The organism is Vibrio rotiferianus, from assembly GCF_002214395.1.
Lineage (GTDB): Bacteria > Pseudomonadota > Gammaproteobacteria > Enterobacterales > Vibrionaceae > Vibrio > Vibrio rotiferianus.
The window spans coordinates 2007527-2032561 of sequence record NZ_CP018312.1 but is presented as its reverse complement, the minus strand read 5'-3'; the positions used below and the strand labels follow the sequence as shown (position 1 = coordinate 2032561).

The window sequence follows — 25035 nt, the reverse complement described above, 5'->3', positions numbered from 1 at the left end:
GCTCTTCGTTGTATGAGCTTATACGTCCTATTATCACGTTTGGTTTGTACTCTAGGTCAGCTAAACAACACCAAAGACTTTGCTTTATGGACAAATTTCACAACAACTGAGAACGATGGATAAGTACCTTTCAATCACTCCCTTTCTCCTTCTAAGCCTAGTCGGGGATTTCCAATTTTGCTTAACAATTATGAATTTATTGCAAAAGTGACATTTGAATCACTGTTTAGAGAATTAACAATTTGAGCTGTGAATAGGAGCGATAGAAATCAGATATGTGGCTTTGAATCACTGAGATTAGTGATTTGTGTGCAAGTTACAGAGAATGAAAGACTTAAGCGTGCTTAACGCATGAGGCTGAATTGTGATAGGGGAAAAGAAAAAGGAGAGCCTTTGCTCTCCTTTTCAGATACTTGCTGGATTATGCACTAAAGATTTGCGCCAGTTCGTTTGCACACAAGTGGTATTGACGAGGGCAGTTACGCCATGTTTTTAACATACGGCGGTATTTGTCTAGCATTGGCATTTGGCTATTGAAGTGATGATCTGCTTTATCAAATTGAGGGTAAAGTCCTTCTGAATCCACTAGGAAGCGTACGTAATGCACTTGTTGTGCTTCCGTTGCGATATCAAAGCCAAGAAACTGAAGACGACGTTGATCTACATTACTGCGCTCTTCATCATCCAGCATTTTGTGCGACTCTTGCATTGCATGGTACATCTCCATGATGTCGATGATTTCACGACATTCAGTTTCAGTTATGCAGCCAAAATCTTTGTTCAACTCGCGCATCTGTAGCTCGTAACCACGCTCCACAATCGTTTGTAGACGCTTGTATTTAGCCGCGTTGTTAGGGTCAAGCTGAGACATTAGGTTGTACTGGTTTGATAGGATCAAACGTTGAGCGTTTGACATTTCCATGGTGACCTCACTAAATAATCTAATACATTTTTAATGTGCTTAGGTTAACGTTTCGGACGAAGGTGAAACATGATCTCAACACATATTTAATATGAAAAATGGCAAGAATTATCGAATCTAGCCAGTTTACAAACACCGTATTAACGAGTGATTACAGCTTATTTATGGTAATGGTTGTATATGTAATCTCGGTCTGAGAATACCCTAAGCCATTCAGGTTTGAAAACCGTCAACACAGCCAGTGACATTCCGTTGAGAAGCCCTTCAGGGAAGGCAAGCAGTGGGACAAAAATGAAATAATTGTGCTGGATAGTTTGCCACTCGTAATGACCCATAGAAAGATGATAAAAAGAGTTTATCAGTAGGTGGAGACTGCCAGTAAGAGCGCCATTGAAAAAACCAGCGACAAAGATGAAGACAAATATGTTTCGAGGAAGGTATTGATAGCTAAGTAGAAAAATGAAGTAGCTAATTAGTATTGGCGCCAATGCTGAAAGTACCAGCGTACTCGGTAACATCAATAGTGGTATGCCATGAATCAGGTGATTAATAAACATGGCAGGAATACAGAGCAAAAATGCCATGCGCCAGCCATACATCATGGTGAGTGTGGTGAGAGCGAGAAAATGTATCTGTAGGCCTTCCTTTATGCCTGCTTGTGCAGACCATAAAACACTTAGAAAGAAGAGAGTTGCAAAGACTAAGTGTTGAAATGGCTTTTCTTGTTCCATTTTAGGCCAAACGACTTTTCGCCAATCGGGTAGACAATAAACGACAGCGACCCAGCAAACAATGATGACCGAAACGAAATTAAACCAATCCATGTGTTATCCCAACGCTTTTCCAGTGAACTTTACTTACTGTTTAATATTCCTAATACGTCTAACATGAGTTGGATAGCGCACAAAATCTGTTAGTTAGTTCGACTAGTTTGTACGACACATATGCCGACATATAGGTAAAAAAATACCAGCAAGTTGCTGGTATTTATAATCTATTCAATAACCTGATATGACTTAGTATTTCACATTTGAGTGATATTGGGAAAGGATTGACTGGATTTCATCCATTGTCTCTTTTGATGGGGGATTTACACCCTCAAGTGGGTATTCAATGCCCAACGCTTCCCATTTATGTGCACCAAGTTTGTGGTAAGGAAGAAGCTCTACCTTCTCAATATTGTCCATATCTTTAATGAACTCGCCCAGCATGTGCGCTGCTTCTGGTTCGTCTGTGTAGCCAGGAACCACTACATAACGAATCCAAGTCTTTTGACCAATCTTATGTAGGTAACGAGCAAAGTCTAAAACACGACGGTTAGACACACCGATAAAATCTTGGTGGATTTCATCTTTCATGTGTTTTAGGTCAAGCATGACTAGGTCTGTCGCATCCAGTACTTCATCAATAACGTCAGTATGCTTGCGAATGTAGCCGTTTGTATCCAAGCAAGTGTGGATCCCTTCGGCTTGAGCAGCTCGGAAGAAATCACGCACGAACTCTGGTTGAAGCATTGCTTCGCCACCAGAACAAGTAATGCCACCACCTGATGCGTTCATGAAATGACGGTAGGTTTTTGCTTCAGAAATAATTTCATCAACCGTCACTTCTTTACCATCATGAGTATCCCATGTATCACGGTTATGGCAATACTTACAGCGCATTAAGCAACCTTGCAAGAAGACGATAAAACGAATACCAGGTCCGTCTACGGTACCACATGACTCAAATGAGTGAATACGACCAGTTGTTGACATCTTTTGCTCTCATTTTTAATAAATTCTGACCGTTATTTTATTACAAATTGAAGGGTTAAAACAGTCTAAGAGGGCTTTCGATAGCTATATAGTGGGGAAAGAAAGCGGCGAAAGAATGCACTCACGCCGCATCTAGAGTTTTATTTAGAAGAAGGCGAATAAGGAGAGAGAACCAGTGCCATATACGTCGGTTTGAGCTTCTTTGTAATCAGGAGACTTGATTGTAAAGGTTAAACTAGCGCCATAATTCTGGTTGTACCAAGTCGCGCCTGCTACCGCACTCGCCTGCCAGTTTTGTAAAGTTACATCGTATTGTTCAGAAGGTTCTGGTAGTCCGGAGCGATCGCCTTCAATAGTGATGTCATTGAAACGGTAGCGACCTTCGAATCCGGTAAACAAGAACCAGCTAGAGGTGCTTTTGGCCAGCATACTTGCGTGGAATGGGCTTTCAACGCTGATGTTTGCAGCGCCAATGCTGTTGCCTAGGTTTGTGCCCCAACGGAACATCACACCTTGAGATACGTCACTGCGGAAATTACCCGCGTTAATGTCATTTACGTTGGTAATTTCCCATTGGGTACTTTTACCTTCACTGCGCATCAGTTTGTTGAATGCACGGTAGCCAACGCTAAAAGCAATTTCGTCATCGATTTGATACTCCCAGCCTTGAGGATCTGTTGAGCCTGTAATGCCGTGAACGATTTGTTGTGCTTTCTCAGACAGTGAGCTTTCACCCGTTGCGCCAATAGTAAAGTTATAGCGAACCGCTTGGTCAGGGGTGAGGGAGATATAGTTGATTTCAGTATGTAAGTAACCGGCGTAAGGGCGATCATTAATGAGAGGGTAGTCAGCTTCAATGTCACTTGGGGTATACATTTTGTGGCCGAGCACGATTTCAATCTTGTCTACGTTATTTTGGCTGTTGTCACTTAGTGTGAGCCACTTCCACTCTGAGTCTTCACGCAGCTTTTCGGTAGCGTACGAGAGGAATATACCGTTGGTATAGTCTTGGTCCACACCAAATATTCCGTCGTTATCTAGCGTGAAGGAAACTGTGGATTTCGAAGAAGCGAAGGCAGGAGAAGCTATCAAAGCCAAAATGATATATTTATTAAGTTTCATAGGCATTTTTGTGAGGATTTTCCGCATCATACTCAAGTTATGCTATAAAATCTCAGGGTGGGTCACAACTTCGAACCAAGATAATAAAAAAGGCTGACGCATTGCTGCGTCAGCCTTTTAGTTATCACTCAAAGTGCTACTTCAATGAGTCTTATAGAGACTCAGTGAATGTACGTGCGATTACGTCAGCTTGTTGCTCTGCAGTTAGAGAGTTGAAGCGTACAGCGTAACCAGATACACGGATTGTTAGCTGAGGGTATTTCTCTGGGTGCTTAACTGCGTCTTCTAGAGTTTCGCGGTTAAGAACGTTCACGTTTAGGTGTTGACCACCTTCGATGCCAGACTCATGGTGGAAGTAACCATCCATTAGACCAGCAAGGTTAGCACGTTGTGAACCTTCATCTTTACCTAGAGCGTTAGGTACGATAGAGAACGTGTAAGAGATACCATCTTTAGCGTGAGCAAACGGTAGTTTACCTACAGACGTTAGAGACGCTACAGCACCTTTTTCGTCACGACCGTGCATTGGGTTAGCACCTGGTGCGAAAGGAGCACCTGCGCGACGACCGTCAGGCGTGTTACCAGTCTTCTTACCGTATACCACGTTTGAAGTGATAGTTAGGATAGACTGAGTTGGGATTGCATCACGGTAAGTCTTAAGCTGACGAATCTTGTTCATGAATACTTCAACAAGTTCACAAGCGATATCATCTACGCGAGCATCGTTGTTACCGAATTTAGGGTAGTCGCCTTCGATTTCGAAGTCGATTGCTACGCCATCTTCGTCACGAACTGGTTTAACTTTCGCGAATTTGATTGCAGATAGTGAGTCAGCTGCAACAGATAGACCAGCGATACCACAAGCCATAGTACGACGAACGTCACGGTCATGTAGAGCCATTAGTGCAGCTTCGTAGCTGTACTTGTCGTGCATGAAGTGAATGCTGTTTAGTGCAGTCACGTACTGCTTAGCTAGCCAATCCATGAAGTGGTCTAGTTTGCCCCAAACATCGTCGAAGTCTAGAACTTCGTCAGTGATCTTAGGCATTTGAGGACCAACTTGGATCTTCAGTTTCTCATCCACACCGCCATTGATAACGTATAGAAGAGTCTTAGCTAGGTTAGCGCGAGCGCCGAAGAACTGCATGTGCTTACCAATGATCATTGGAGATACACAACATGCGATTGCGTAGTCATCAGACTCGAAGTCTGGACGCATTAGATCGTCGTTCTCGTACTGGATTGATGAAGTATCGATAGATACTTTCGCACAGAACTTCTTGAAGCCTTCAGGTAGCTGCTCAGACCAAAGAACAGTGATGTTTGGCTCTGGAGAAGGACCCATTGTGTATAGAGAGTTTAGGAAACGGAAGTTTGAACGCGTAACTAGCGTACGACCGTCAAGACCCATACCACCCATAGACTCTGTTGCCCAGATTGGGTCGCCAGAGAATAGATCATCGTACTCAGGAGTACGTAGGAAACGAACCATACGTAGTTTCATTACGAAGTGGTCGATCATTTCCTGTGCATCAACTTCAGTGATCTTGCCTGCTGCAATATCACGCTCGATGTACACGTCTAGGAACGTAGAAGTACGACCTAGAGACATAGCTGCGCCGTTTTGTGATTTAACAGCTGCTAGGTAACCGAAGTAAGTCCATTGGATTGCTTCTTGTGCTGTTTCAGCTGGACGAGAGATGTCACAGCCGTATTTCTCAGCCATAACTTTCATTTGGCCAAGTGCACGGTGCTGCTCAGCGATTTCTTCGCGAAGCTGCATAGTCATCTGTAGATCTTCACCGTTCTCAAAACGCTCTTGTAGAGACTTGAATTGAGCCAGTTTGTCTTTCATTAGACGGTCGATACCGTAAAGAGCAACACGACGGTAGTCACCGATGATACGACCACGGCCGTAAGCATCTGGAAGACCAGTTAGAACGCCTGATTTACGACATGCTAGGATATCTGGAGTGTAGATATCGAATACGCCAGCGTTGTGTGTTTTGCGGTATTCTGTGAAGATTTTCTTAACTTGTGGATCAAGCTCGCGATCGTAAGCTTTGCAAGAACCTTCAACCATACGGATACCACCGTTAGGGATGATTGCACGCTTAAGAGGAGCTTCAGTTTGTAGACCTACGATAGTTTCTAGGTCTTTTTCGATGTAGCCTGCATCGTGAGCAGTGATGGTAGAGATAACTGAAGTATCGAAATCAACAGGAGCGTGAGTCGCGTTCTCTTGTTTGATACCTTCCATTACCTTAGCCCAAAGCTTGTTAGTCGCTTCAGTACCTTCAGAAACTAGGAAAGATTCGTCGCCTTCGTACGGAGTGTAGTTCTTCTGAATGAAATCACGAACGTTTACTTCGTTTTGCCAGTCGCCTGCAGCAAAACCTTCCCAAGCTTTAGCAAATTGCTCTGCCATGACATACCTACCTTTTTAGTAGAAAAAAATACGTACTGCTTCGCCGTTGAGCCAGCTATCTCCATTGTTACATGGAGAACAGTACACTCTTAATGAATAACAATATTTATAGTCTTAAATAAGAATATTTGGGTAATAAAACTATAAATATTGTCACTAGTACTAATGTGGGTTCTTCCCAACCACAATTCAAGGCTACACTAAAAAAATTTTGCAAACCTTAAACTAAATCAATAAATCCTAAAAAATCTCGATAAAAATGGGGTAGCGACAAGCGCTACCCACACATTTTTTGAAAGGATGGTATTAAAGCCAAGCTTTAATGCCATATTGTCCTTCTAGCATACCTACTGCAAGCATAGCGACCAAACAGATAATCAGTACACCTACAGGGATCACAATCTTATCGACAAATGAAAGGCGAGCCGCACGCTCTTTGTCACCAATTAGACCGTTGTTGTCTAGCAGCATAGTTAGTGCCCAAGCAAGTACAGGGTTAACAACCGCTGAACCGAAGATACAGATACCGGCAGCTTGAGAATCTTTCGAGTCTTTCACCATTTGCATACCAGCTTCAAGTAGCGGTAGAGATACACCTACTAGAAGAGCAACACGCATCACTGGTGGCCATACCGCGATATCCATTGGGAAGCCAAGGATCGCGATGATCATAACTAGAAGACCTAGAAGGATAGCACCGCCAGGGATAGGGCGTTTTGCGATCGCTGCTGGGATCATGTAAGTACCCCAAGATGAAGTGATGTTACCACCACCTACTGCTGTACCTACCATTTGACGGATAGAACACATAGTCATCGTGTCATCAACGTCCATCAGTACTTTTTCAGTCTTTTTAGGGTAGTTCAGTTCTTGGAAGATACGGTGACCTAGGAAGTCAGGAGACCACATTGCCACGGCAAGGATTGCAAATGGTAGCGATGCGATGAAGTGTTCCATGTTAGGAAGACCTAGCATCCAACCTTCTTCAGTGCTGCCCCACCAGTAAACTGGGTTTAGGTTAGGAAGACCTGTTTCAGTTACGAATTTAATATCGAAACCAGCACCTAGCACTAGAGCGATCGCAAGACCGGTGAAAGCACACACTGGGATTGCTAACCAACGTTTGTTTACTTTTGCAAGGAATGCGTATAGCGCGATAGTGACTGCTAGTACAATAAGACCAACGTAACCCATGCTGCCAGCTTCAACTGTAGAAGATTGTAGGCCAACTGCCCAATCTTGAATCGAAGTGATCTGGCTCATGGTGCCCGTTAAGCCCAAGAAGATAAGCAAGCCACCGGCCGTACCTTCTGAGGTGAGGTTCACCAGTTTAGAGCCGCCTTTCAAGGCACTCAATAAAAGACCGAATACACCGATTAGAATTGCCAATGCAAGAGGGTGAGCACCAGCTAGAGCGATGGTACCAATAAGAGGGATCATTGGACCGTGGTTACCCGCAAGGTTGGCTTTAGGGTTAATAAAACCAGAAGCAAGTACACAGAAAAGAAGTGCAGGGATAAGCATTTCTACACGTGCAACTTCGATAGCAAAATCTTTGCCTAAGTTGACGTGGTCCCATGCTGCAGTAAGACCTTCAGCCCAAGACATCATTACCGCAGAGTACATTGCGATAATACCGATAGTACCAGCCAGTGCTGGAACAAGGTCTTCAAGCTCAAAGCGGAAATCACGACCTGGCAAGTTCAAGCCAAAGCGACGTGGCTTCATGATTTGCAGTTCGTGGTCTAGGTAGTCTGAACGGCTTGCGAACTCAGAAGATGGACGATGAAGCTCTTTGTAGCTCTTTGTCTCAATATCTGAATCAGAGTGCGCTTTATTTACTGCGTCTGACATAGATTCCTCATATGTTTAAAAAGTTATTAATTCTGAATTGAATTTTAAAATCCGCATCCTGCGGTACTTCCTATGCTAGCTATTATTAGGATTTTGTTGCACGCATACCTCGTGCCTAAGCATAGCTAATAACCTGTTGTGTTGAGGCACAAAAAATTCCTCATCATTGAGGCGGAGTCTAACAAGATAGCCCTTTGGGGTGATTGATTTAGATCACTTTAAGAATAGATGTGAAAGAAAACTACAGAAAGTGTCCGATATGCGAATGACTTGGTTTTTTTGCCGTAATTTGATTACACAAGTTGCATAAAATTAGAAGGTTTAGTTGCTAGTGATAAGTAAGTAAACAACAGGTGAGTTAAGTCACAACTTTATTCGTAATTTTGGCTTTATTCTTGCTTAATTCCGAGGAGAGACGTTTTTTTGGCTAATCATTGCCGCTCAGTTTAGGAACATTACATGAAACAACTTAAAGTGCTGCCACTTGTGGCAATTATCTCAGGTTTAATGGTCGGATGTGGCGGCGGTGGTGGCGGTGGCGGAAGCTCCACACCGAGGACTACTTTTACTTTTACTTTTGCGGCTCCAAATGTCATTGATGAGGCTACAGCCCAAAAAGATAGCTGTACCGTTTACGACCGTAGAGTAGATGGCAATGGCATCGAGCAGGTATTGACTTATCAGCCAGCGGTAAGTGCACAGCTGACAGGGGATAAGGTTGTTGGCTTCTATTCCGACGAGAATGGCGTTCGCAAAGGTGATTATATTTATCCGTCTGGAACAACCTTGAAATTTGTTCTAGAAGACATTCCTAAGGATGGTTACTTTACCTACCAGTTGCTTGATGCTTCTGGAACTGTGTTTACAGCAAACAGCTTTAGTCGAGATTTTTTAAAGGATAATAACCTTAGAAAATCAACATTTTCTATGAATCGAGAAGCGGTATCTTCTTGTAATAAAAATGGTAACTTCAGCACGCCTAGCCGAACTGATCTTAAGTATGAAGCAACGGAAGCTGGTGGCTTAGAGTACAACTTCATTTCTCAAGTCGCAGAAGAGTCAAAACCTACTTACTCAATTGACTCCTTAGAGGTAAGAGCGGTTGGTTCGAAGATGGAATCGACAGTCGTACTGCAATATGCAGATGCAGCGAAAACAGAACTGCATCAATATGGTATTCGTGACTGGTCTAATGCATCGCCACAGCCATTGGTTGGAATGAATGGCTCATCTCCTATCTTGAACCCAACTTCTTTTGTATATGACTCGTTAGACATCAGTGTTCTTGTTGGTGATTACAGCTACGAAGTTGCGGAACTACCAATGGCTACAACAAAGTTTTACCACCCGCTTGAGCCTAAAACCGAGACTTGGACTTACAGTGTTTCCGCGGAAAAACCAATCAACGGTTGGGCAGCGGCACTAAACCAAAAGATGTATCAGGACGCAAACTGGGATATTTCAATTGATCCAAGTGTTTACTACAACTTAGCCTCTTTGCCTACGACGCATGCTGTAAAAGATTCAACGATTCAAACTGGTTTTACTTTCAGTGAACAAGACAAAGGGTTTAGCCGAGTTGCATATCGCTCTGAGTCAAATTCTGGCTCGCTACACCGGGTAACACACAAGATCTTTACGGCTCTAGATAGTGATGTCGTTGTCCCAGAACTGTATTACTACACATTTGATGACAGCGTAAAACAGGATTTGAAAGTCTCTACAACAAGTGATTACTCACAGACTGTTTTACTTGAATCCGCAGAGGCAAGTCTAACTAGTTACGACTTTGTTTCTCTTTTCTCTCATGGTGATGTGACTGACCTAAAAGCTGATCATGATGGTATTGTGATTAGTGAAGTTGATTCAGAGAAGGTCAACACTAATGCTCAGAAATCTGATTTTATGGTGTTGGTGAAGTAGAAAGTTAACATTTTGATAAAATAAAGCCCCTCAAATGAGGGGCTTTTTTATGTCATTTATTCAGATTGAAAAGAATAAATTGCTAATTATTGCATATTCATTTGATTGTTGTATCTATCTATTCTAAATATTTAGGTTAATAATTTGTTGCATGTTTTTTTGTGTGGTGATAATTTGTTCCAAAATAAGGAGGGCGGAGTCCCTCTAAGCAGTGACATTACACAGGGAGTAAAGCGCAATGAATGATGTACCAGCGCTAGATATAAAAGACCTGCACAAAACATTTGGCCAGAATGAAGTACTAAAGGGTATTTCACTTGCCGCACATAAAGGGGATGTTATCTCTATCATTGGCTCTTCTGGTTCCGGTAAGAGTACCTTCCTCAGATGTATCAACCTTCTTGAAACTCCAACTGCCGGTGAAATTTGGGTAAACGGTGAGCTTATCCAGATGAAAAACAATCGAGCAGGGGAGTCCGTTCCTGCCAACGAAAAACAAGTACAACGTATTCGCTCTCGCTTAGCGATGGTTTTCCAAGGCTTCAACCTTTGGTCCCATTTAACCGTTCTAGAAAATGTGATTGAAGCACCAGTTCACGTACTTGGTGTACCTAAAGCGCAAGCGATTGAAAACGCGGAGCTACTGCTGAAGAAAGTAGGGTTGTACGAGCGTAAAGACTATTACCCTGGGCATCTTTCCGGAGGTCAGCAACAACGCGCGGCGATTGCTCGTGCACTTGCCGTTGATCCAGAAGTAATGTTGTTTGATGAACCGACTTCTGCTCTTGACCCAGAGTTGGTCGGTGAAGTTTTGGGGGTAATGAGAGATTTGGCAGATGAAGGCCGAACTATGCTCGTTGTAACCCACGAAATGGCATTTGCACGTGATGTATCTAACCATGTGATGTTTTTGCATCAAGGCTTAGTGGAAGAACAGGGAGATCCAGCTAAGCTATTTACAAATCCAGATTCAGAACGATTACAGCAATTTATCTCATCTATCTACTAATATTTCTTGGTTGGCAGTCTTTTGCCACCGATTAAGCACAACAATCAAAACCAAATAAAAGCAATCACAGGAGTATGGAAATGAAAAAGTGGTTATTAGCAGCAACGCTTGCTGCAACAGCAGCGTCTGGTGTCGCCCAAGCAAAGGAATGGAAAACGGTCCGCTTCGGTATTGAAGGCGCTTACCCTCCGTTTAGCTGGACAGAAACGGATGGCTCTTTAAAAGGCTTCGACGTGGATATGGCGAATGCACTTTGTGAAGAGATGAAAGTGAAGTGTAAGATTGTTGCTCAAGACTGGGATGGCATCATTCCTTCTCTACTCGCTCGCAAATATGATGCGATCATCGCTGCAATGTCGATCACTGAAGAGCGCAAGAAGAAAGTGGACTTCACAGGTAAATATGCTCTGATTCCAAACAAATTTATTGCGAAGAAGGGTGCAAATCTAGATTTTGACAACCTCGATGGTCAAAAGATTGCCGTTCAACGCGCAACTACTCACGATAAATACCTGACAGATAACTATGGCGATAAAGTAGATATCGTTCGTTACGGATCGTTCGACGAAGCCTACCTAGACCTTGCAAACGGTCGTGTTGCAGCAGTACTTGGTGACGCTTCGGCACTAGAAGAAGGTGTATTAAACAAAGCGGGTGGTGAAGCGTACGAATTCGTTGGACCTTCTCTGACGGATCCTAAGTGGTTTGGTGATGGCTTTGGTATTGCGGTTCGCAAGCAAGACAAAGACCTAACTAAGAAGCTAGATGCGGCTATCTTGTCACTACGTGAAAAAGGTGTTTACCAAGAAATCGCAGGTAAATACTTCAACTACGATGTTTACGGCGAGTAAGCTGTAACTAAGCGACCGTTGGCTTGTTCCTAGAAGTAGCCAACGGTCGATCTTTTGAGTTTAGGGATTAGGAACTCACCTATGCTGGATCTACAAGGATATGAAGCCTCGATCTTAAAAGGGGCTTTAGTAACTATCGAAGTCGCGGTACTTTCTCTGCTGTTAGCTGTCATTCTCGGTATGCTAGGGGCGTTGGCAAAACTAGCACCATACAAGTGGGCGAGGGCTATTGCGACACTTTACACCACCATCATTCGTGGCATTCCAGATTTAGTTCTGATGATGCTGATCTTCTTCGGTGGTCAAATTCTATTAAACAACAGTCTTTATTCGATCAATGAGACACTCAACGAATGGTTTACTGCCAGTGATCCTAACCATGAGTGGACTTCTTACTTGCCGGATTATATTGACGTCAGTCCTTTTATTGCTGGCGTGCTGACCATTGGATTTATCTTTGGCGCTTACATGGCTGAGACGTTCCGTGGCGCGATCATGGCCGTAGACAAAGGCGAGCTAGAGGCGGCAAAAGCTTATGGCATGAGCCCGGTGATGTCGTTTCGCAGAATCTTATTACCTCAAATGATTCGACATGCCTTACCTGGCTTTGGTAACAACTGGTTGGTTCTACTGAAAACGACGGCATTAGTATCCATCATTGGTTTGGAAGATATGGTACGCATGAGCTCGTTGGCGGCGGGTACAACCAAAATGCCATTCACTTTTTATATGGCGGTTGCGATCATCTTCTTGTTCTTTACCAGTGTTTCAACAGGCTTACTTAAGCTGGTTGAACGAAAATTCAGTATTCACGCGAGGTAAACCATGGATTTTTCATTGATCGTTGAAAGTTTCCCGGTCTACCTTGATGGGCTGTGGACAACAGTATGGCTTGTTGCTTTAGCGCTGGTGATTGGTCTGTGTGTATCGATCCCTCTCGCAGTTGCGCGCAATAGCACAAACTACGCCTTGAGTTTACCATCATGGGCATTTATCTACTTTTTCCGTGGGACTCCATTGCTTGTGCAGCTCTACCTTATCTATTACGGTATGGACCAGTTCTTCCCGGTGAAAGATACACTTTGGGAAAACGCGTGGTTCTGTGCGCTGGTGGCTTTCGTACTGAATACATCAGCCTATACGGCGGAAATTATTCGTGGGGCAATTAATGGTTTGCCTAAAGGTGAAGTGGAAGCCGCTAAAGCATACGGTATGAGCAAGTTTATGACTTATCGCCGCATTATTCTGCCAAGTGCATTGCGTCGCGCACTGCCAGCTTACTCTAATGAAGTCATCTTCATGCTCCACGGTAGTGCGGTTGCAGGTATTATTACCATTATGGACCTGACAGGGGCTGCTCGTTTGGTGAACTCTCGTTATTACGCACCATTTGAGTCATTCTTGACTGCGGGATTGTTCTATATGGCACTGACCTTCATCATTTTGTGGTGCTTTAAAATGGCAGAGAAGCGCTTCTTGGCATACCTAAGACCGTTGAGCTAAATCCTTAGACAGCTAACAAGCAAAAAGAGCGCCTATTGGCGCTCTTTTTCAATTTAAAGACTTTTCGATTTGGAGAAAACCTAGAACTATTTGAATGTCGACCAGATCGGTGCGTGATCAGACGGTTTCTCAATACCACGTAGTTCGTAATCAATGTCCGATTCAACGCATTTCTTCGCAAGTGATGGTGTTGCTAGGATAACGTCAATGCGAAGGCCACGGTTGTCATCAAAACCACGAGAGCGGTAATCAAACCATGAAAAACGGTCATCGACTTCTGGGTGTAAGTTGCGGAAAGTATCCTCGAAGCCCCAATCTAATAACGTTTGCAACCATTCACGTTCTTCTGGTTGGAAAGAACATTTACCTGTCTTCAACCAACGTTTACGGTTTGGTTCGCCAATGCCGATATCTGAGTCAATAGGGCTGATGTTAATGTCACCCATGACAATCAGTTGTTCATCGTTAGTGTGGTGATCGTTCAGGTAAGTCATCAAATCGATGTAGAACTGACGCTTATATGGGTACTTGGTTTCGTGAGCAATGTTATCACCTTGAGGGAAGTAACCATTTAGAACCGTTACCTTCTCACCATTCTCATCTTCAAATGTCGCCATGATCATGCGCTTTTGGTGCTCTTCATTATCGGTTGGGAAACCTTTTTGAACGCTGAGTGGCTCTTGTTTACATAGCATCGCCACACCGTAGTGGGCTTTTTGACCGTGAAAGTAAACTTTGTAGCCCATCGCCTCGACATCTTCGATAGGGAATGCTTCATCGTGTACTTTGATTTCTTGAAGACCAATCACGTCTGGTTGGTGTTTGTCGATAAGCGCTTGGAGTTGATGCAGACGCGCACGAAGTCCATTGATGTTAAAGCTAATTACTTTCATTTTTTATCCTTCTCAAGGGGCGTGTTTGCGTATGATGTTACCATTGCAAAAGGAAGGTGCAAATGGTTCTCATGTAAGGGAATAGAGTAGAAAGATATGGTTAAATCGCGAGTTGCTACTGTGCCTTAAGTTTGTTCTCCAGATCACTTTGCACGATCTTTAGCGCTTTAAGTGCAGTCTCAGGATCGATCTCGTTGGTTTCTAGCAGGTAAATCAAATCGACAGCGAGTTTGATCTCTGCTGGCGCGTCATCAAGAGGGGATTTTGGTTGTTCAGGCATTACTGGTTTTTTTCCCTATGAGTAATTTGGTTTTCCAATTTAAGAAGTGCAGCTTCGCAACGTTGTAGTCGTTGTTCTGTTGCTAATAAGACTTTCTGAGCTTCAGCCCTTGCAAAGCTTGGTGCCATTTCGACGGCCCGTTCTTTTTCTAATACCATTTCGCGTAAACGACGAGCCCATTCTTGGTGCTGAGCCAGTTCTTGGTAGAGAACGTTAATTGGTTTTCTGAAATGGCTGCTGTGTTTGATTTCACCTTTACGGATTTTGGTCGTAGAAATTTCGCGTTGAATAGCTGTTATTTGAGCGACAAGTCTTTCGGTCAGGTACTCTGCACGAAGTGCTGTGAGCTTTTCTTCTTTCTGTTCACGGACAATAGAATCAAGTGTTGCAGTTGCTTCTTTAACACAAGGAACCAATAACCGAGAACGGCAGTGGAACAAACGTTCATCAAAGAGAGGGACATGATGTTCACCGCGTTGGCGATCAAGTGCCGCTGCTTGGCTAGACATCTGTTCTAAGCTTTCAGAAAGTTGCTTAATGTTCATGTTAATCCCACAAACCACGCGTCATAAGCAAGTTTAATTGCTAATACACTTACTACGGTAACAAATACGGGGCGAATGAATTTAGAGCCAAATCGAATCGCGGAATGCGCACCAACAAAAGCGCCCGCCATTAAACAGACCCCCATGGTTAAACCCAGTACCCAGTTGATATGACCTAAAATTGCAAAAGTGATAAGAGAAGTAAAGTTGCTAGTAAAGTTCATTGCTTTGGCTAAGCCTGACGCAAGCAAGATGTTCAGTCGATAAAGAGCCATCGAACTTACCGTCCAAAACGCGCCTGTACCAGGCCCTGCTAATCCATCATAGAAGCCGATCGTAAAACCTTGCATATACTGCTTTTTATTGAGCATAGGGCAAGGTTCAGGGGTTGGGCTTTGATGTGTTGATTGCGGTGTTTTGTGGAATACGGTGTACATGGCGGCCGCAAGAATAATTAGAGGTAAAACCTTCTCTAACCACTCTGTACTAATAGCATCAACAAACAGCGTTCCTAATGTAGCACCAATGAGTGTTGCTACAAACGCTCGTCCCCAGCACTGTGGTTTGAACAAGCGCTTTCTATAATAGGTAAAAGCGGCAGTGGAAGAAGCAAAAGATGCGGCTAACTTGTTGGTACCTAATGCAATATGTGGCGGGAGGCCTAACGATAGCAAAGCAGGTACGGTTAACATGCCACCACCACCGGCTACAGCATCAATAAATCCAGCAACAAAAGCGACGAGCGCCAGCACCAACAACATGGTTGGCTCAATCATTTCCATAAATAGTTATTCTTCTAATATTCGATCTTGCGTTTAAACGGCGGAAGCGAGTCAATTAAAGCTTGCCCGTAGCGTTTTGTTACTAAGCGTCTATCAAGGATGGTCACTCTACCAGAATCGCGTTCTTTGCGCAGTAAACGACCGACACTTTGAATCAGCTTTTTGCTCGCGTCAGGCACGGTGATCTGCATAAACGGATTCCCTCCTTTCTTCTCTATGTATTCCGAGTGTGCTTGTTCTACCGGAGAAGTAGGGACACCAAATGGAATCTTAGTAATGATGAGGTTTTCTAGTAGCTCTCCCGGTAAATCAAGACCTTCCGAGAAGCTTCCTGTACCAAAAAGAATGCTAGTTTTCTGCTGATCTACGAGCTTTTTATGTTTTTTTAGAATTTCTGCGCGTGAACTTTCGCCTTGAACTTGTAGTGCCCAGCCCCGTTTTATGAAATCTGAACTTAACGCATCCGCCACTTGGTTCATTTGCCAATAAGAGGAGAATAATACTAAGTTTGCTTTGTTGTCTTCTAAATACTTAGGCAAAATTTCAATAAGATATTCGGTAAATTGCGGCGCTTGAGGCTCATACTTCATCGCTGGAATCAAAAGCTCGGCTTGATTTTGATAGTCGAAAGGAGAAGCTAATGCTAAAAATTGAGTTCCTGACTCAGGTTTCGCATCGACACCTACTTGATGACAGAAGTAATGGAAGGAGTTTAGTGCGCGCATCGTTGCTGATACTAGGACTGCACCAATGCAGCGGCTCCAGATTTGTTGATCGAGTTGCCAGCCAATCTCCAGTGGCGAAACACTAACTATATAATCGCCTTCTTGGTCTGGGTGTTTTTCCAGCCATCGAGCCAGAGGAGCGCCTTTGTCACGGGTAGGCTCTGCCATTAGGTTCCACACCTGTGCTAGGTTTTCCAAGCGCTGAATGTAAAAACCTAATTCAGCGAGGGCAGGTTCTGCCAACCTTGATGAAAGTTCACCATCTTTCACTCGCTCAGCTATAAGATCGGCGATCTTAGCCACACTTTGATTCGCTTTCTTACTGAGTTGCTTAAGATCTTTAGATTGATTTTCTAACCAAGTGGGCAGCTCGCCATGTTCAAAACGATAAATGTTTTCTTCGAACTGTGCAGGATCGAACTGTTTGGTTAGTTGGCTCAGTGCCGGGATGAGCTCTTGCACCGATTCCTGTAAATCATTGCGAAAACGGGCGACACGCTTCTCATCAGCTAAGGATGAAAACTTACTGGTCGATTGGTTGAGCTTCTCTAGCCAAGCTGCCGCACCTTTCAAGCTCGCAGATGCGGATGCATGGTCGCGAGCTACATGGGGTAGGTGGTGGGCCTCGTCAAACACATAAATCGTGTTTTCAGGCTCAGGGAGAATCACGCCACCGCCTAAGTCTGCATCAGCCATCACTAATGAATGGTTGGCAATGATGACATCATTCTTGTCTAACTCTGCTCTAGCTTTCTGAAAAGGGCAGTTGCGATGGGCAGGTAAGCTATTATTACAGCTGTGCTTATCACTCACAATAAGCTGCCATAGACGATCATCTATTGGCTTTGGCCAAGAATCACGGTCGCCATCCCACTTACCTTGAGCAAGAGAACGATACATGGTCTCTAGAAGCTCGATGTCTTTCTTCTTTGGTTTTGTCTCAAACATAGCGAGCTGACCACCATCAACTCCGCTTGCAGTAGCAAGTTTCTCTGCACAGCAGTAGCGTTGGCGGCCTTTGGCCAAAATAAAGGAGAACTCTCGATCTGTAATACGACGGAAAAGAGGCAAATCTTTGTTTACCAACTGCTCTTGTAAAGCCACTGTTGCAGTCGATATCACAACTTTACGGTTGTTATGTACCGCAACGGGAATCGCCGCCATTAAGTAAGATAAAGACTTCCCGATCCCGGTACCAGCTTCAGCAATTAGCATACGATTTGATTTGTGGTATTGCCCGCATAGCGTTTTTGCAATCTCAGCGACTAGATAGTTTTGTGCTCGACGTGGCACAAAGTTGTCCAGTTGAGCTTGTAAGTTCTGATAGCTGTTTCGAATCGACTTTTGAATGTTACTGGTTAGCATACGGGCCTCAAATGCGTTGGTGGCGCATAGTAGCACACTTCACTAGCTGTACAGTAGTTCACAAAATGGAATGCTTTTGTATGGAATGTAGATCTTGTTCACAAAAAAATATTGAACCTAATTCAAATGAAAATAATTTCATGGAATGAAATATATAAAACTTCAAAAATGCCAGTTTGGTAGTGTTTTGTTCTTTATTGGTGGTTGTATAGATTGTTTTTTGATGTTTTAAACTGCTTATTAATGAAATGATAAATTAATAAAAATCAAGTCGATTGTTTAGAAGTTCATCGAATAATTTAAATATAAAAAATCAAGTTATTGTTTTTAAAGTATATTTTTGTTTTTTGATGTAAATATTTAGAAAATTTGACAGGCAGAATAATCTTTTGCACTCTAGTGCCCAGATTTTGCAAACCAACATTGTTACGCTTCGATAACAAGTGGTTTCGAAAATAAAAAAAGGGAATCGGACAAGGATATCCCAAACTAAGAAAAGGCAGTGGATTAATTATGAAAAAGACTCTATTAGCTCTAGCTGTAGTTGCGTCTGCAACTTCAGTAAACGCAGCTGAAGTATACAAAGCTGAAGGCGGTTCTGTTGATTTTTACGGTCAACTACGTCCAACTCTTCTATTCCTAGAGAGCAACGACCACACAGCTGAGCTAAACACTAGCTCTTCACGTATGGGTGTTAACGGTGTTTACGTTGTAAACGACGGCCTAAAAGTTCTAGGTGAAGTTGAACTAGGTGTAGGTCTAGGTGACAACTACGGCGCTGAAGAAAACTCAAGCGAGCGTACAGACGATACAGTATACGTTCGTCGTCACATCATCGGTTTCGACATGGGTGAAATGGGTACTATCCGCTTCGGTAAAGAAGGTACTTTCGCGGATGACGTTTACGGTGCTGATTACTCATACTTCTTCGGCGGTTCTGCACTTCTTTACGGACACGCTTGGAACAACTCTTCTCAAATCAAATACGCATTCGAAAACGATGCATTCTGGCTAAAAGCGGGTTACGCACTTGGCGAGAATGACAAGAACGAAGAAGTTCGCGAAGTATTCGTAGGTAAGTCTTTCGGTGACCTATCTATGCACGCGGGTGTTCTATCTTCTGAGAACAAGATCGCTTCTAAAGGCAACAACAGCGAAAACCTATCTTTCGAAGTAACTGCTGAGTACGCTCTAGGTGAACACACTCTAGGTGCAACATACTACTACAACGAGAACGATGACAAAGCTGCAAGCGAAACAATCGACTCTCACGCTCTTTCTCTAGCGGGTATGTTCGCAGTTGCTCCTAAAACAACTCTTTACTCTGGTTACGAGCTAGTAGCATCTTCTTCTGACAAAGCTGGTTCAGTAGACGCTGACAACTCTCGTTTCTACGCTGGTGTTGAATACAAGTTCTCTAAGTGGGCTCGCGTATTCGCTGAAGGTGCTTACAAATTTGAAGAAACTAAGCTAGACAACTCTAAAGTTGATAGCACAACTGACTTCGGTGTTGGTGCACGTTTCTACTGGTAATCAAAACCCAGTTTGATATTGTAAGACCCAGCCTAGTGCTGGGTCTTTTTTATTGAAGATAAGGAATATAAGTCTATGCAGTTATCACTAAAAGCAGCAATGGTATTGTCTTTGTTTGCAAGTGCAAACCTGTACGCTGCGACAACTCTGGTAGTGCCTGAGGATGTGAAATTATTGTCTGTAAATATGGAGAAGCCAAAGTTAGAGGGCGGCTTATTTTCAGATGAGAAAACGATGGAGATCCCGGACGGAACAAACCAGATTGTTTTCAAATATCAGCCAGAGTTTGAAATCGGTGATGACATTAAAGGCGTTTATGGTGACGTCATCATAGCCAAATTCGATGCAACAGATGAAGAACTAACGTTCGAGTTACCTAAATTCAAAACTTATCGCCAAGCACAAACAAACATTTCTCCTTTGGCGTGGCAGTTGCTTGATTCTAAAGGGCAGCCAATTGATTTGGTTGAAGACGTATTAGAATCTGATGGCGTTCAAATCGGTCGTAACTATTCTCAAGAGGCACGCAACTACAATATCGCTGGTGGTCTTGCTAGTGTCGCGGTTACTTACGTGACGGTTAACCAACACCAACAAGCGGTAAGCGAAATAGAGCCTAAAGCTCAGGAAATTAAGAGTAGCCAGAAATCCACAACTCAAGACAGCCAAATGGTTGATCTTTTAAAGACGATGTATAACAAAGCAACGCCACAAGAAAAAGAAACATTTAAGAAGTGGGTCGCTCAACAATAATCGTTATTTGTAGTAGTAAAAGCTAAAAAAGCAGGCCAATGCCTGCTTTTATGTTTTTTGAGGTTTGAAGTTAGAGTTTGATTTCTTTCCACTCTCCGGGTGTTAAATCATTAAGCTGTATATCGCCCATTGAGTAACGAACTAAACGCAGTGTTGGGAAGCCGATATGCGCCGTCATCCGCCTAACTTGACGGTTTCGACCCTCAATGATGGTAATGGATAACCAAGTCGTAGGGATATTTGCTCTAAACCGGACGGGTGGGATTCTGTCCCAGATCGCTGGCTCAGGCATCACTTCAACTTTTGCTGGTAACGTCATGCCGTCTTTCAGTTCAACTCCCTTTCGTAGCTTCTCTAAGTCTTCTTCTTGAGGTGCTCCGTCTACCTGTACCCAATAGGTTTTTGGTGATTTCGATTGAGGCTGCGTTAACTTAGCCTGCAAGATGCCATCGTTTGTTAGCACCATCAGACCTTCACTGTCTCTATCCAATCGCCCTGCAGCGTATACATCTTTCACCGGGATGTAATCCGCTAAGGTTTTGCGACCATCCCCATCAGTAAACTGGCTTAACGTGTCATATGGCTTGTTGAAGATAATCACTTTACGATCTTCAGGTGCAATGCGTGGCCTCGCGGGGTTTGAGGATCGGGTTGTGCGGCCTGGCCTATTTTTAGCTGGTCCATTTGAATGGTTTGGCTTACTTGAGCGTTTAAAATGGCTTGATTTAGATTGGTTGCTGCGGCGACCTTTCTCATGACCCGTGCGAGATGACATGTTAACTACCTTGCAAAAATGTAAATGAACTGTGTTTGAAAGTTTTAAGTTTTCTTCTGATCGGCTATCATTTGCGCGCCTAAAACTAACAAAAGCGCACAGAATAATAGACTATTTAGTGTTATTTGTTTAATGATATAGCCAAGTTGCTTTTAGGGCGGTGTTCCTACATAAGCACAGCATAAAAGTAAACTTGGCACAAAGTGTACTCATGGATAGAGAGCCATAGAGCTTCAAACTATAAAAAAGAGTGCAAACCGCATGTCGCGTTGGTGAGGAGAAATGCACTACTAACGTTTAGCAATGCGTCAATTCAACAAACTCAGTTGCTGAGTTGTTCAGCTTAGTTGAGTAAAAAATAGGGAAATTTCATGCCTACAGAAAAACCTACAATTATCTACACAATCACTGATGAAGCCCCGGCGTTAGCAACCTATTCATTACTACCAATCATTCAATCGTTTACCGCATCGTCTGGCATTAATGTAGATACACGTGATATTTCGTTAGCGGGTCGTATTATCGCTAACTTCCCAGAGCATTTAAAAGAAGATCAGCGCATCGGTGACGCGCTAACAGAACTTGGTGAGTTGGCAAAAACACCAGAAGCAAACATCATCAAGCTTCCAAACATTTCTGCGTCTATTCCACAGTTAAAAGCGGCTATTAAAGAGCTACAAGCAAAAGGCTACGAACTACCAAACTACCCAGAAGAACCGAGCACTTACGAAGAAGAAGCGATTAAAGCGACTTACGACAAAATCAAAGGTAGTGCGGTTAACCCAGTTCTACGCGAAGGTAACTCAGACCGTCGTGCGCCACTTTCAGTAAAGAATTACGCGAAGAAGAATCCACACTCAATGGGTGCATGGTCAGCTGATTCCCAATCTCATGTTTCAAGCATGGCTGACAACGATTTCTTCGGTAGTGAAAAGTCGACAACTGTTTCTGGTGCGACTGACGTAAAAATCGAATTTGTTGCTGCTGATGGTTCGGTAAAAGAACTTAAATCAGCATTCCCTCTGCAAGACAAAGAAGTGATCGATTGTTCAGTAATGAACAAGAAAGCGCTTGTTGAGTTCTTCGAGAAAGAAATTGCAGAAGCAAAACAACAAGACGTCCTGCTTTCTCTGCATATGAAAGCGACCATGATGAAAGTGTCGGATCCAGTTATCTTCGGCCACGCAGTTAAGGTTTACTACAAAGACGTATTTGCGAAATACGGCAAGCTGTTTGAAGAGCTAGGCGTTGATGTAAACAACGGTATCGGTGACGTATATGCGAAGATCGATGCGCTACCTGCTGAACAAAAAGCAGAAATCGAAGCGGCTATTCTTGCGGTATACGAAACGCAACCAGCACTAGCGATGGTGGATTCAGATCGTGGTATTACTAACCTACACGTACCAAGCGATATCATTGTTGATGCTTCTATGCCTGCAATGCTACGTGCTTCTGGCCAAATGTGGGGACCAGACGGTAAGCAGAAAGATACTAAAGCAATGATTCCAGATCGTAGCTACGCAGGTATTTACCAAGCGGTTATCGACTTCTGTAAAGAGAACGGCGCGTTTGACCCAACAACAATGGGTAGCGTTCCAAACGTAGGCCTAATGGCTCAGAAGGCCGAAGAATACGGTTCACACGATAAAACATTCATTCTAGATGCAGCAGGTACTGTACGCGTTGTAGATGCTTCTGGTGCAGTTCTTCTTGAGCAAGCTGTAGAAGAAGGTGATATCTTCCGTATGTGTCAGGTCAAAGATGCGCCGATCCAAGATTGGGTGAAACTTGCTGTAACTCGCGCTCGTGCTTCGGGTGCACCGGCTGTGTTCTGGCTTGATGAAGCGCGTGCTCACGATGCAGAGCTTATCAAGAAAGTAAATGCATACCTTCCTGCACACGACACTTCAGGTCTAGAAATTAAGATCCTTGCACCAATCGATGCATGTAAATTCTCTCTAGAGCGTATCAAAGAAGGTCTAGATACAATCTCGGTAACAGGTAACGTACTTCGCGACTACCTAACTGATTTGTTCCCAATCTTAGAGCTAGGTACATCTGCGAAGATGCTGTCTATCGTTCCACTTATGAATGGTGGCGGCCTATTCGAAACAGGTGCGGGCGGTTCAGCTCCTAAACACGTTCAACAGGTAGAGAAAGAGAACCACTTGCGTTGGGATTCTCTAGGTGAGTTCCTTGCACTTGCTGCGTCTCTTGAGCATCTAAGTACAGTTGCTGGCAATGCAAAAGCTCAAGTTCTGGCCGATGCACTTGATAAAGCGACAGGTGAGTTCCTCGATGAAAACAAATCACCTTCTCGCAAAGTTGGTGAGTTAGATAACCGCGGTAGCCATTACTACTTGGCATCGTACTGGGCGAAAGCTTTGGCTGAGCAAGCGGTAGACGCCGATCTTGCGGCAGAGTTTGCACCAGTAGCAAAAGCGTTGGCAGAGCAAGAAGACGCGATTGTTTCTGAGCTAAACAATGCCCAGGGTGTAAAAGGTGAGTTAGGTGGTTACTACTCTCTGGATGACGCTCTAGCATCGACATTGATGCGTCCAAGCGCGACGTTGAACGCTATTATCAACAAGTAACTCTGTACGCGCTACTTAGGTAGCGCGTGTCAAAGACTGATAAAAACAACAAACCCGCTTTAAGCGGGTTTATTTTTCTCTTCATAAAAGCAAGTTATGTTGTGCTTTGACGAGAGCAAATGGTTTGTCTTTCCGACAGCGCTCTATCTATTTGGCTAGGTCTTCTATTGGTACTACGCTGCTTGCGTGTGAACCTTTTGGACCTTTTTCAACCTCGTATGAGACTTGTTGGCCTGCTTTCAGTGTACGATAACCGTCCATTTGGATAGTAGAGTAGTGGGCGAATATGTCTCCCTCTTCTTGATCCGAACAGATAAACCCAAATCCTTTGGCATTGTTAAACCACTTTACTGTACCTGTAGCCATGCGTTTACATCCCTCATGCATTTTTTACTGATGTTGTTCTTCACTTCGGCCATACCTTTAGCCAAAGTACTTCTCTTAGCAATAATGCTAATACACGTCATTGTTGCGCAAACTCTCAGCGAAGCAGTAAGCCTCCAGCTACAACACCACTGAAAAAATATGCATCAACACATTCCACTGTAGTCAAAGAGGTGAGACAGTCAATAGCAAATATGTACAAAAAACAACATATTTGAAAACAAATCACTTTTGAGATTAACAATTTTGCAATGTCTTTTGTCAATATAATCTGAGAATTAGAGTATCGGTCTGTAAGTGTGATTAAGAGTGGTAAAAGATACTATCCACAAGGCTTATATTAGAAAAATGTGTGGTAAGAGTTGAAACTGCATAAATAGTGAAATTAAGAGGTTGCTCGTGGAGTAAATGTGATCTCTGCCTTTTACTAGAGAGGGGGATAAATTCCACCAACGAAAAGTACTCAGTTGCTGGTTTAATAATCGGCTTTTGTCCGTATCAGAAAATCTTTTATTTGCAGCGAGTGAACTGGTGGATTAGGCTCTATGTAAGAGAAAAATTTTATCAATCAAAGTGCATTTAGGTGCCTTATCTCACTACACCGCACGGTATGCTTATGGTAGTCTGTTGCGAAGCAGGTAAAACCATCAACCCTTTGATACGATAACTTTTAGATAGCCATGAGTAAAAATTTTGAATGGGTAACTCCAGACTCCGATCTTCTGGAGAAAGAAAGTACAAAAATTCAGCCTCCTAAGCTGTATAACGTTGTACTAAATAATGATGATTATACCCCTATGGATTTCGTCATAGAGATACTTGAGCGTTTCTTTTCACATGATATCGACAAAGCAACGCAAATTATGCTCAAGGTTCACTATGAAGGAAAGGCAGTCTGCGGAACCTTTAGCGCAGAAATTGCCGAAACAAAAGTAGCGCAAGTGACGATGTACTCAAGGGAAAATGAGCATCCGCTACTATGTACTATGGAGCAAGCGTAATAAGAAGACTTGCTCGAGCAACCCAAGTTGTTC

At 43.4% G+C, this 25035-nt stretch carries 22 protein-coding genes; 9 read left to right on the top strand and 13 right to left on the bottom strand.

The genetic code is table 11. From position 1 onward, the window contains the following. Nucleotides 1–421: 421 nt before the first annotated feature. From BSZ04_RS18480 to BSZ04_RS18455, 6 genes are all read right to left on the bottom strand, one after another. On the bottom strand, nucleotides 422–922 hold the full coding sequence (locus BSZ04_RS18480; protein WP_088881094.1) for a YfbU family protein: 501 nt from the start codon (nucleotides 920–922) through the stop codon (nucleotides 422–424). 158 nt (nucleotides 923–1080) lie between these two features. Continuing rightward, the gene (locus BSZ04_RS18475; RefSeq protein ID WP_088881093.1) at nucleotides 1081–1746 is read right to left on the bottom strand and encodes an energy-coupling factor ABC transporter permease; all 666 of its coding nucleotides are present in this window, start codon (nucleotides 1744–1746) and stop codon (nucleotides 1081–1083) included. 192 nt (nucleotides 1747–1938) lie between these two features. Then, a complete protein-coding gene (gene pflA / locus BSZ04_RS18470) occupies nucleotides 1939–2679 on the bottom strand; it encodes a pyruvate formate lyase 1-activating protein (protein WP_088881092.1) in 741 nt (246 codons plus the stop codon). Nucleotides 2680–2823: 144 nt separating this feature from the next. Then, nucleotides 2824–3801: a lipid A deacylase LpxR family protein gene (locus BSZ04_RS18465; RefSeq protein WP_088881634.1), complete on the bottom strand. Its 978-nt coding sequence runs from the start codon at nucleotides 3799–3801 to the stop codon at nucleotides 2824–2826. 151 nt (nucleotides 3802–3952) lie between these two features. After that, nucleotides 3953–6229, bottom strand: coding sequence for a formate C-acetyltransferase (gene pflB / locus BSZ04_RS18460; protein ID WP_071235717.1), 2277 nt, complete (start codon nucleotides 6227–6229; stop codon nucleotides 3953–3955). 306 nt (nucleotides 6230–6535) lie between these two features. Next, a complete protein-coding gene (locus BSZ04_RS18455; RefSeq protein WP_038887831.1) occupies nucleotides 6536–8083 on the bottom strand; it encodes a DUF3360 family protein in 1548 nt (515 codons plus the stop codon). A 459-nt stretch (nucleotides 8084–8542) separates the two neighbouring features. On the opposite strand from BSZ04_RS18455, the gene BSZ04_RS18450 reads away from it, so the two are divergent. From BSZ04_RS18450 to BSZ04_RS18430, 5 genes are all read left to right on the top strand, one after another. Beyond that, nucleotides 8543–10006: a 54K polar flagellar sheath protein A gene (locus BSZ04_RS18450; protein ID WP_088881091.1), complete on the top strand. Its 1464-nt coding sequence runs from the start codon at nucleotides 8543–8545 to the stop codon at nucleotides 10004–10006. Nucleotides 10007–10244: 238 nt separating this feature from the next. Then, a complete protein-coding gene (locus tag BSZ04_RS18445) occupies nucleotides 10245–11015 on the top strand; it encodes an ABC transporter ATP-binding protein (protein WP_005446708.1) in 771 nt (256 codons plus the stop codon). Between the two features lie 80 nt (nucleotides 11016–11095). Further along, on the top strand, nucleotides 11096–11866 hold the full coding sequence (locus tag BSZ04_RS18440; RefSeq protein WP_029560950.1) for an ABC transporter substrate-binding protein: 771 nt from the start codon (nucleotides 11096–11098) through the stop codon (nucleotides 11864–11866). 81 nt (nucleotides 11867–11947) lie between these two features. Continuing rightward, nucleotides 11948–12688 (top strand): ABC transporter permease, encoded by a 741-nt coding sequence (locus BSZ04_RS18435; protein ID WP_010447186.1) that lies wholly within the window; start codon nucleotides 11948–11950, stop codon nucleotides 12686–12688. 3 nt (nucleotides 12689–12691) lie between these two features. Further along, nucleotides 12692–13369: an ABC transporter permease gene (locus BSZ04_RS18430; protein WP_010447189.1), complete on the top strand. Its 678-nt coding sequence runs from the start codon at nucleotides 12692–12694 to the stop codon at nucleotides 13367–13369. Nucleotides 13370–13455: 86 nt separating this feature from the next. Here the strand turns inward: BSZ04_RS18430 and xthA are convergent, their stop codons facing one another. The 5 genes from xthA to dinG all read right to left on the bottom strand — a co-directional run bounded on the left by xthA (nucleotide 13456) and on the right by dinG (nucleotide 17959). After that, the gene (xthA, locus tag BSZ04_RS18425; protein WP_038887828.1) at nucleotides 13456–14262 is read right to left on the bottom strand and encodes an exodeoxyribonuclease III; all 807 of its coding nucleotides are present in this window, start codon (nucleotides 14260–14262) and stop codon (nucleotides 13456–13458) included. A 115-nt stretch (nucleotides 14263–14377) separates the two neighbouring features. Then, nucleotides 14378–14542: a pleiotropic regulatory protein RsmS gene (gene rsmS, locus BSZ04_RS18420; RefSeq protein ID WP_038887825.1), complete on the bottom strand. Its 165-nt coding sequence runs from the start codon at nucleotides 14540–14542 to the stop codon at nucleotides 14378–14380. Continuing rightward, the gene (locus BSZ04_RS18415) at nucleotides 14542–15087 is read right to left on the bottom strand and encodes a primosomal replication protein (RefSeq protein WP_088881090.1); all 546 of its coding nucleotides are present in this window, start codon (nucleotides 15085–15087) and stop codon (nucleotides 14542–14544) included. The genes rsmS and BSZ04_RS18415 overlap by 1 nt, the downstream gene beginning before the upstream one ends. After that, on the bottom strand, nucleotides 15084–15869 hold the full coding sequence (locus tag BSZ04_RS18410; RefSeq protein ID WP_038887822.1) for a sulfite exporter TauE/SafE family protein: 786 nt from the start codon (nucleotides 15867–15869) through the stop codon (nucleotides 15084–15086). The genes BSZ04_RS18415 and BSZ04_RS18410 overlap by 4 nt, the downstream gene beginning before the upstream one ends. Nucleotides 15870–15883: 14 nt before the next feature. Continuing rightward, nucleotides 15884–17959 (bottom strand): ATP-dependent DNA helicase DinG, encoded by a 2076-nt coding sequence (dinG, locus tag BSZ04_RS18405; protein ID WP_088881089.1) that lies wholly within the window; start codon nucleotides 17957–17959, stop codon nucleotides 15884–15886. A 513-nt stretch (nucleotides 17960–18472) separates the two neighbouring features. Here dinG and BSZ04_RS18400 point away from each other — a divergent pair. Further along, nucleotides 18473–19492: a porin gene (locus BSZ04_RS18400; RefSeq protein ID WP_088881088.1), complete on the top strand. Its 1020-nt coding sequence runs from the start codon at nucleotides 18473–18475 to the stop codon at nucleotides 19490–19492. Between the two features lie 99 nt (nucleotides 19493–19591). Then, nucleotides 19592–20245, top strand: coding sequence for a DUF2057 family protein (locus tag BSZ04_RS18395; protein WP_373854512.1), 654 nt, complete (start codon nucleotides 19592–19594; stop codon nucleotides 20243–20245). Nucleotides 20246–20315: 70 nt separating this feature from the next. On the opposite strand, the gene BSZ04_RS18390 is transcribed toward BSZ04_RS18395, so the two are convergent. Beyond that, complete coding sequence (locus BSZ04_RS18390; RefSeq protein WP_071235710.1) at nucleotides 20316–21020, bottom strand: pseudouridine synthase; 705 nt, start codon at nucleotides 21018–21020, stop codon at nucleotides 20316–20318. 371 nt (nucleotides 21021–21391) lie between these two features. On the opposite strand from BSZ04_RS18390, the gene BSZ04_RS18385 reads away from it, so the two are divergent. Continuing rightward, nucleotides 21392–23617: an NADP-dependent isocitrate dehydrogenase gene (locus BSZ04_RS18385; RefSeq protein ID WP_088881087.1), complete on the top strand. Its 2226-nt coding sequence runs from the start codon at nucleotides 21392–21394 to the stop codon at nucleotides 23615–23617. Between the two features lie 147 nt (nucleotides 23618–23764). Here the strand turns inward: BSZ04_RS18385 and cspD are convergent, their stop codons facing one another. Further along, nucleotides 23765–23983 carry a cold shock domain-containing protein CspD gene (gene cspD / locus BSZ04_RS18380; RefSeq protein WP_010447207.1) on the bottom strand — a complete coding sequence of 73 codons (219 nt, stop codon included), beginning with the start codon at nucleotides 23981–23983 and terminating at the stop codon, nucleotides 23765–23767. Between the two features lie 698 nt (nucleotides 23984–24681). Between cspD and clpS the strand changes: the two genes are divergently transcribed. Further along, nucleotides 24682–25002 carry an ATP-dependent Clp protease adapter ClpS gene (gene clpS, locus BSZ04_RS18375; protein ID WP_010447208.1) on the top strand — a complete coding sequence of 107 codons (321 nt, stop codon included), beginning with the start codon at nucleotides 24682–24684 and terminating at the stop codon, nucleotides 25000–25002. Nucleotides 25003–25035 lie beyond the last annotated feature (33 nt).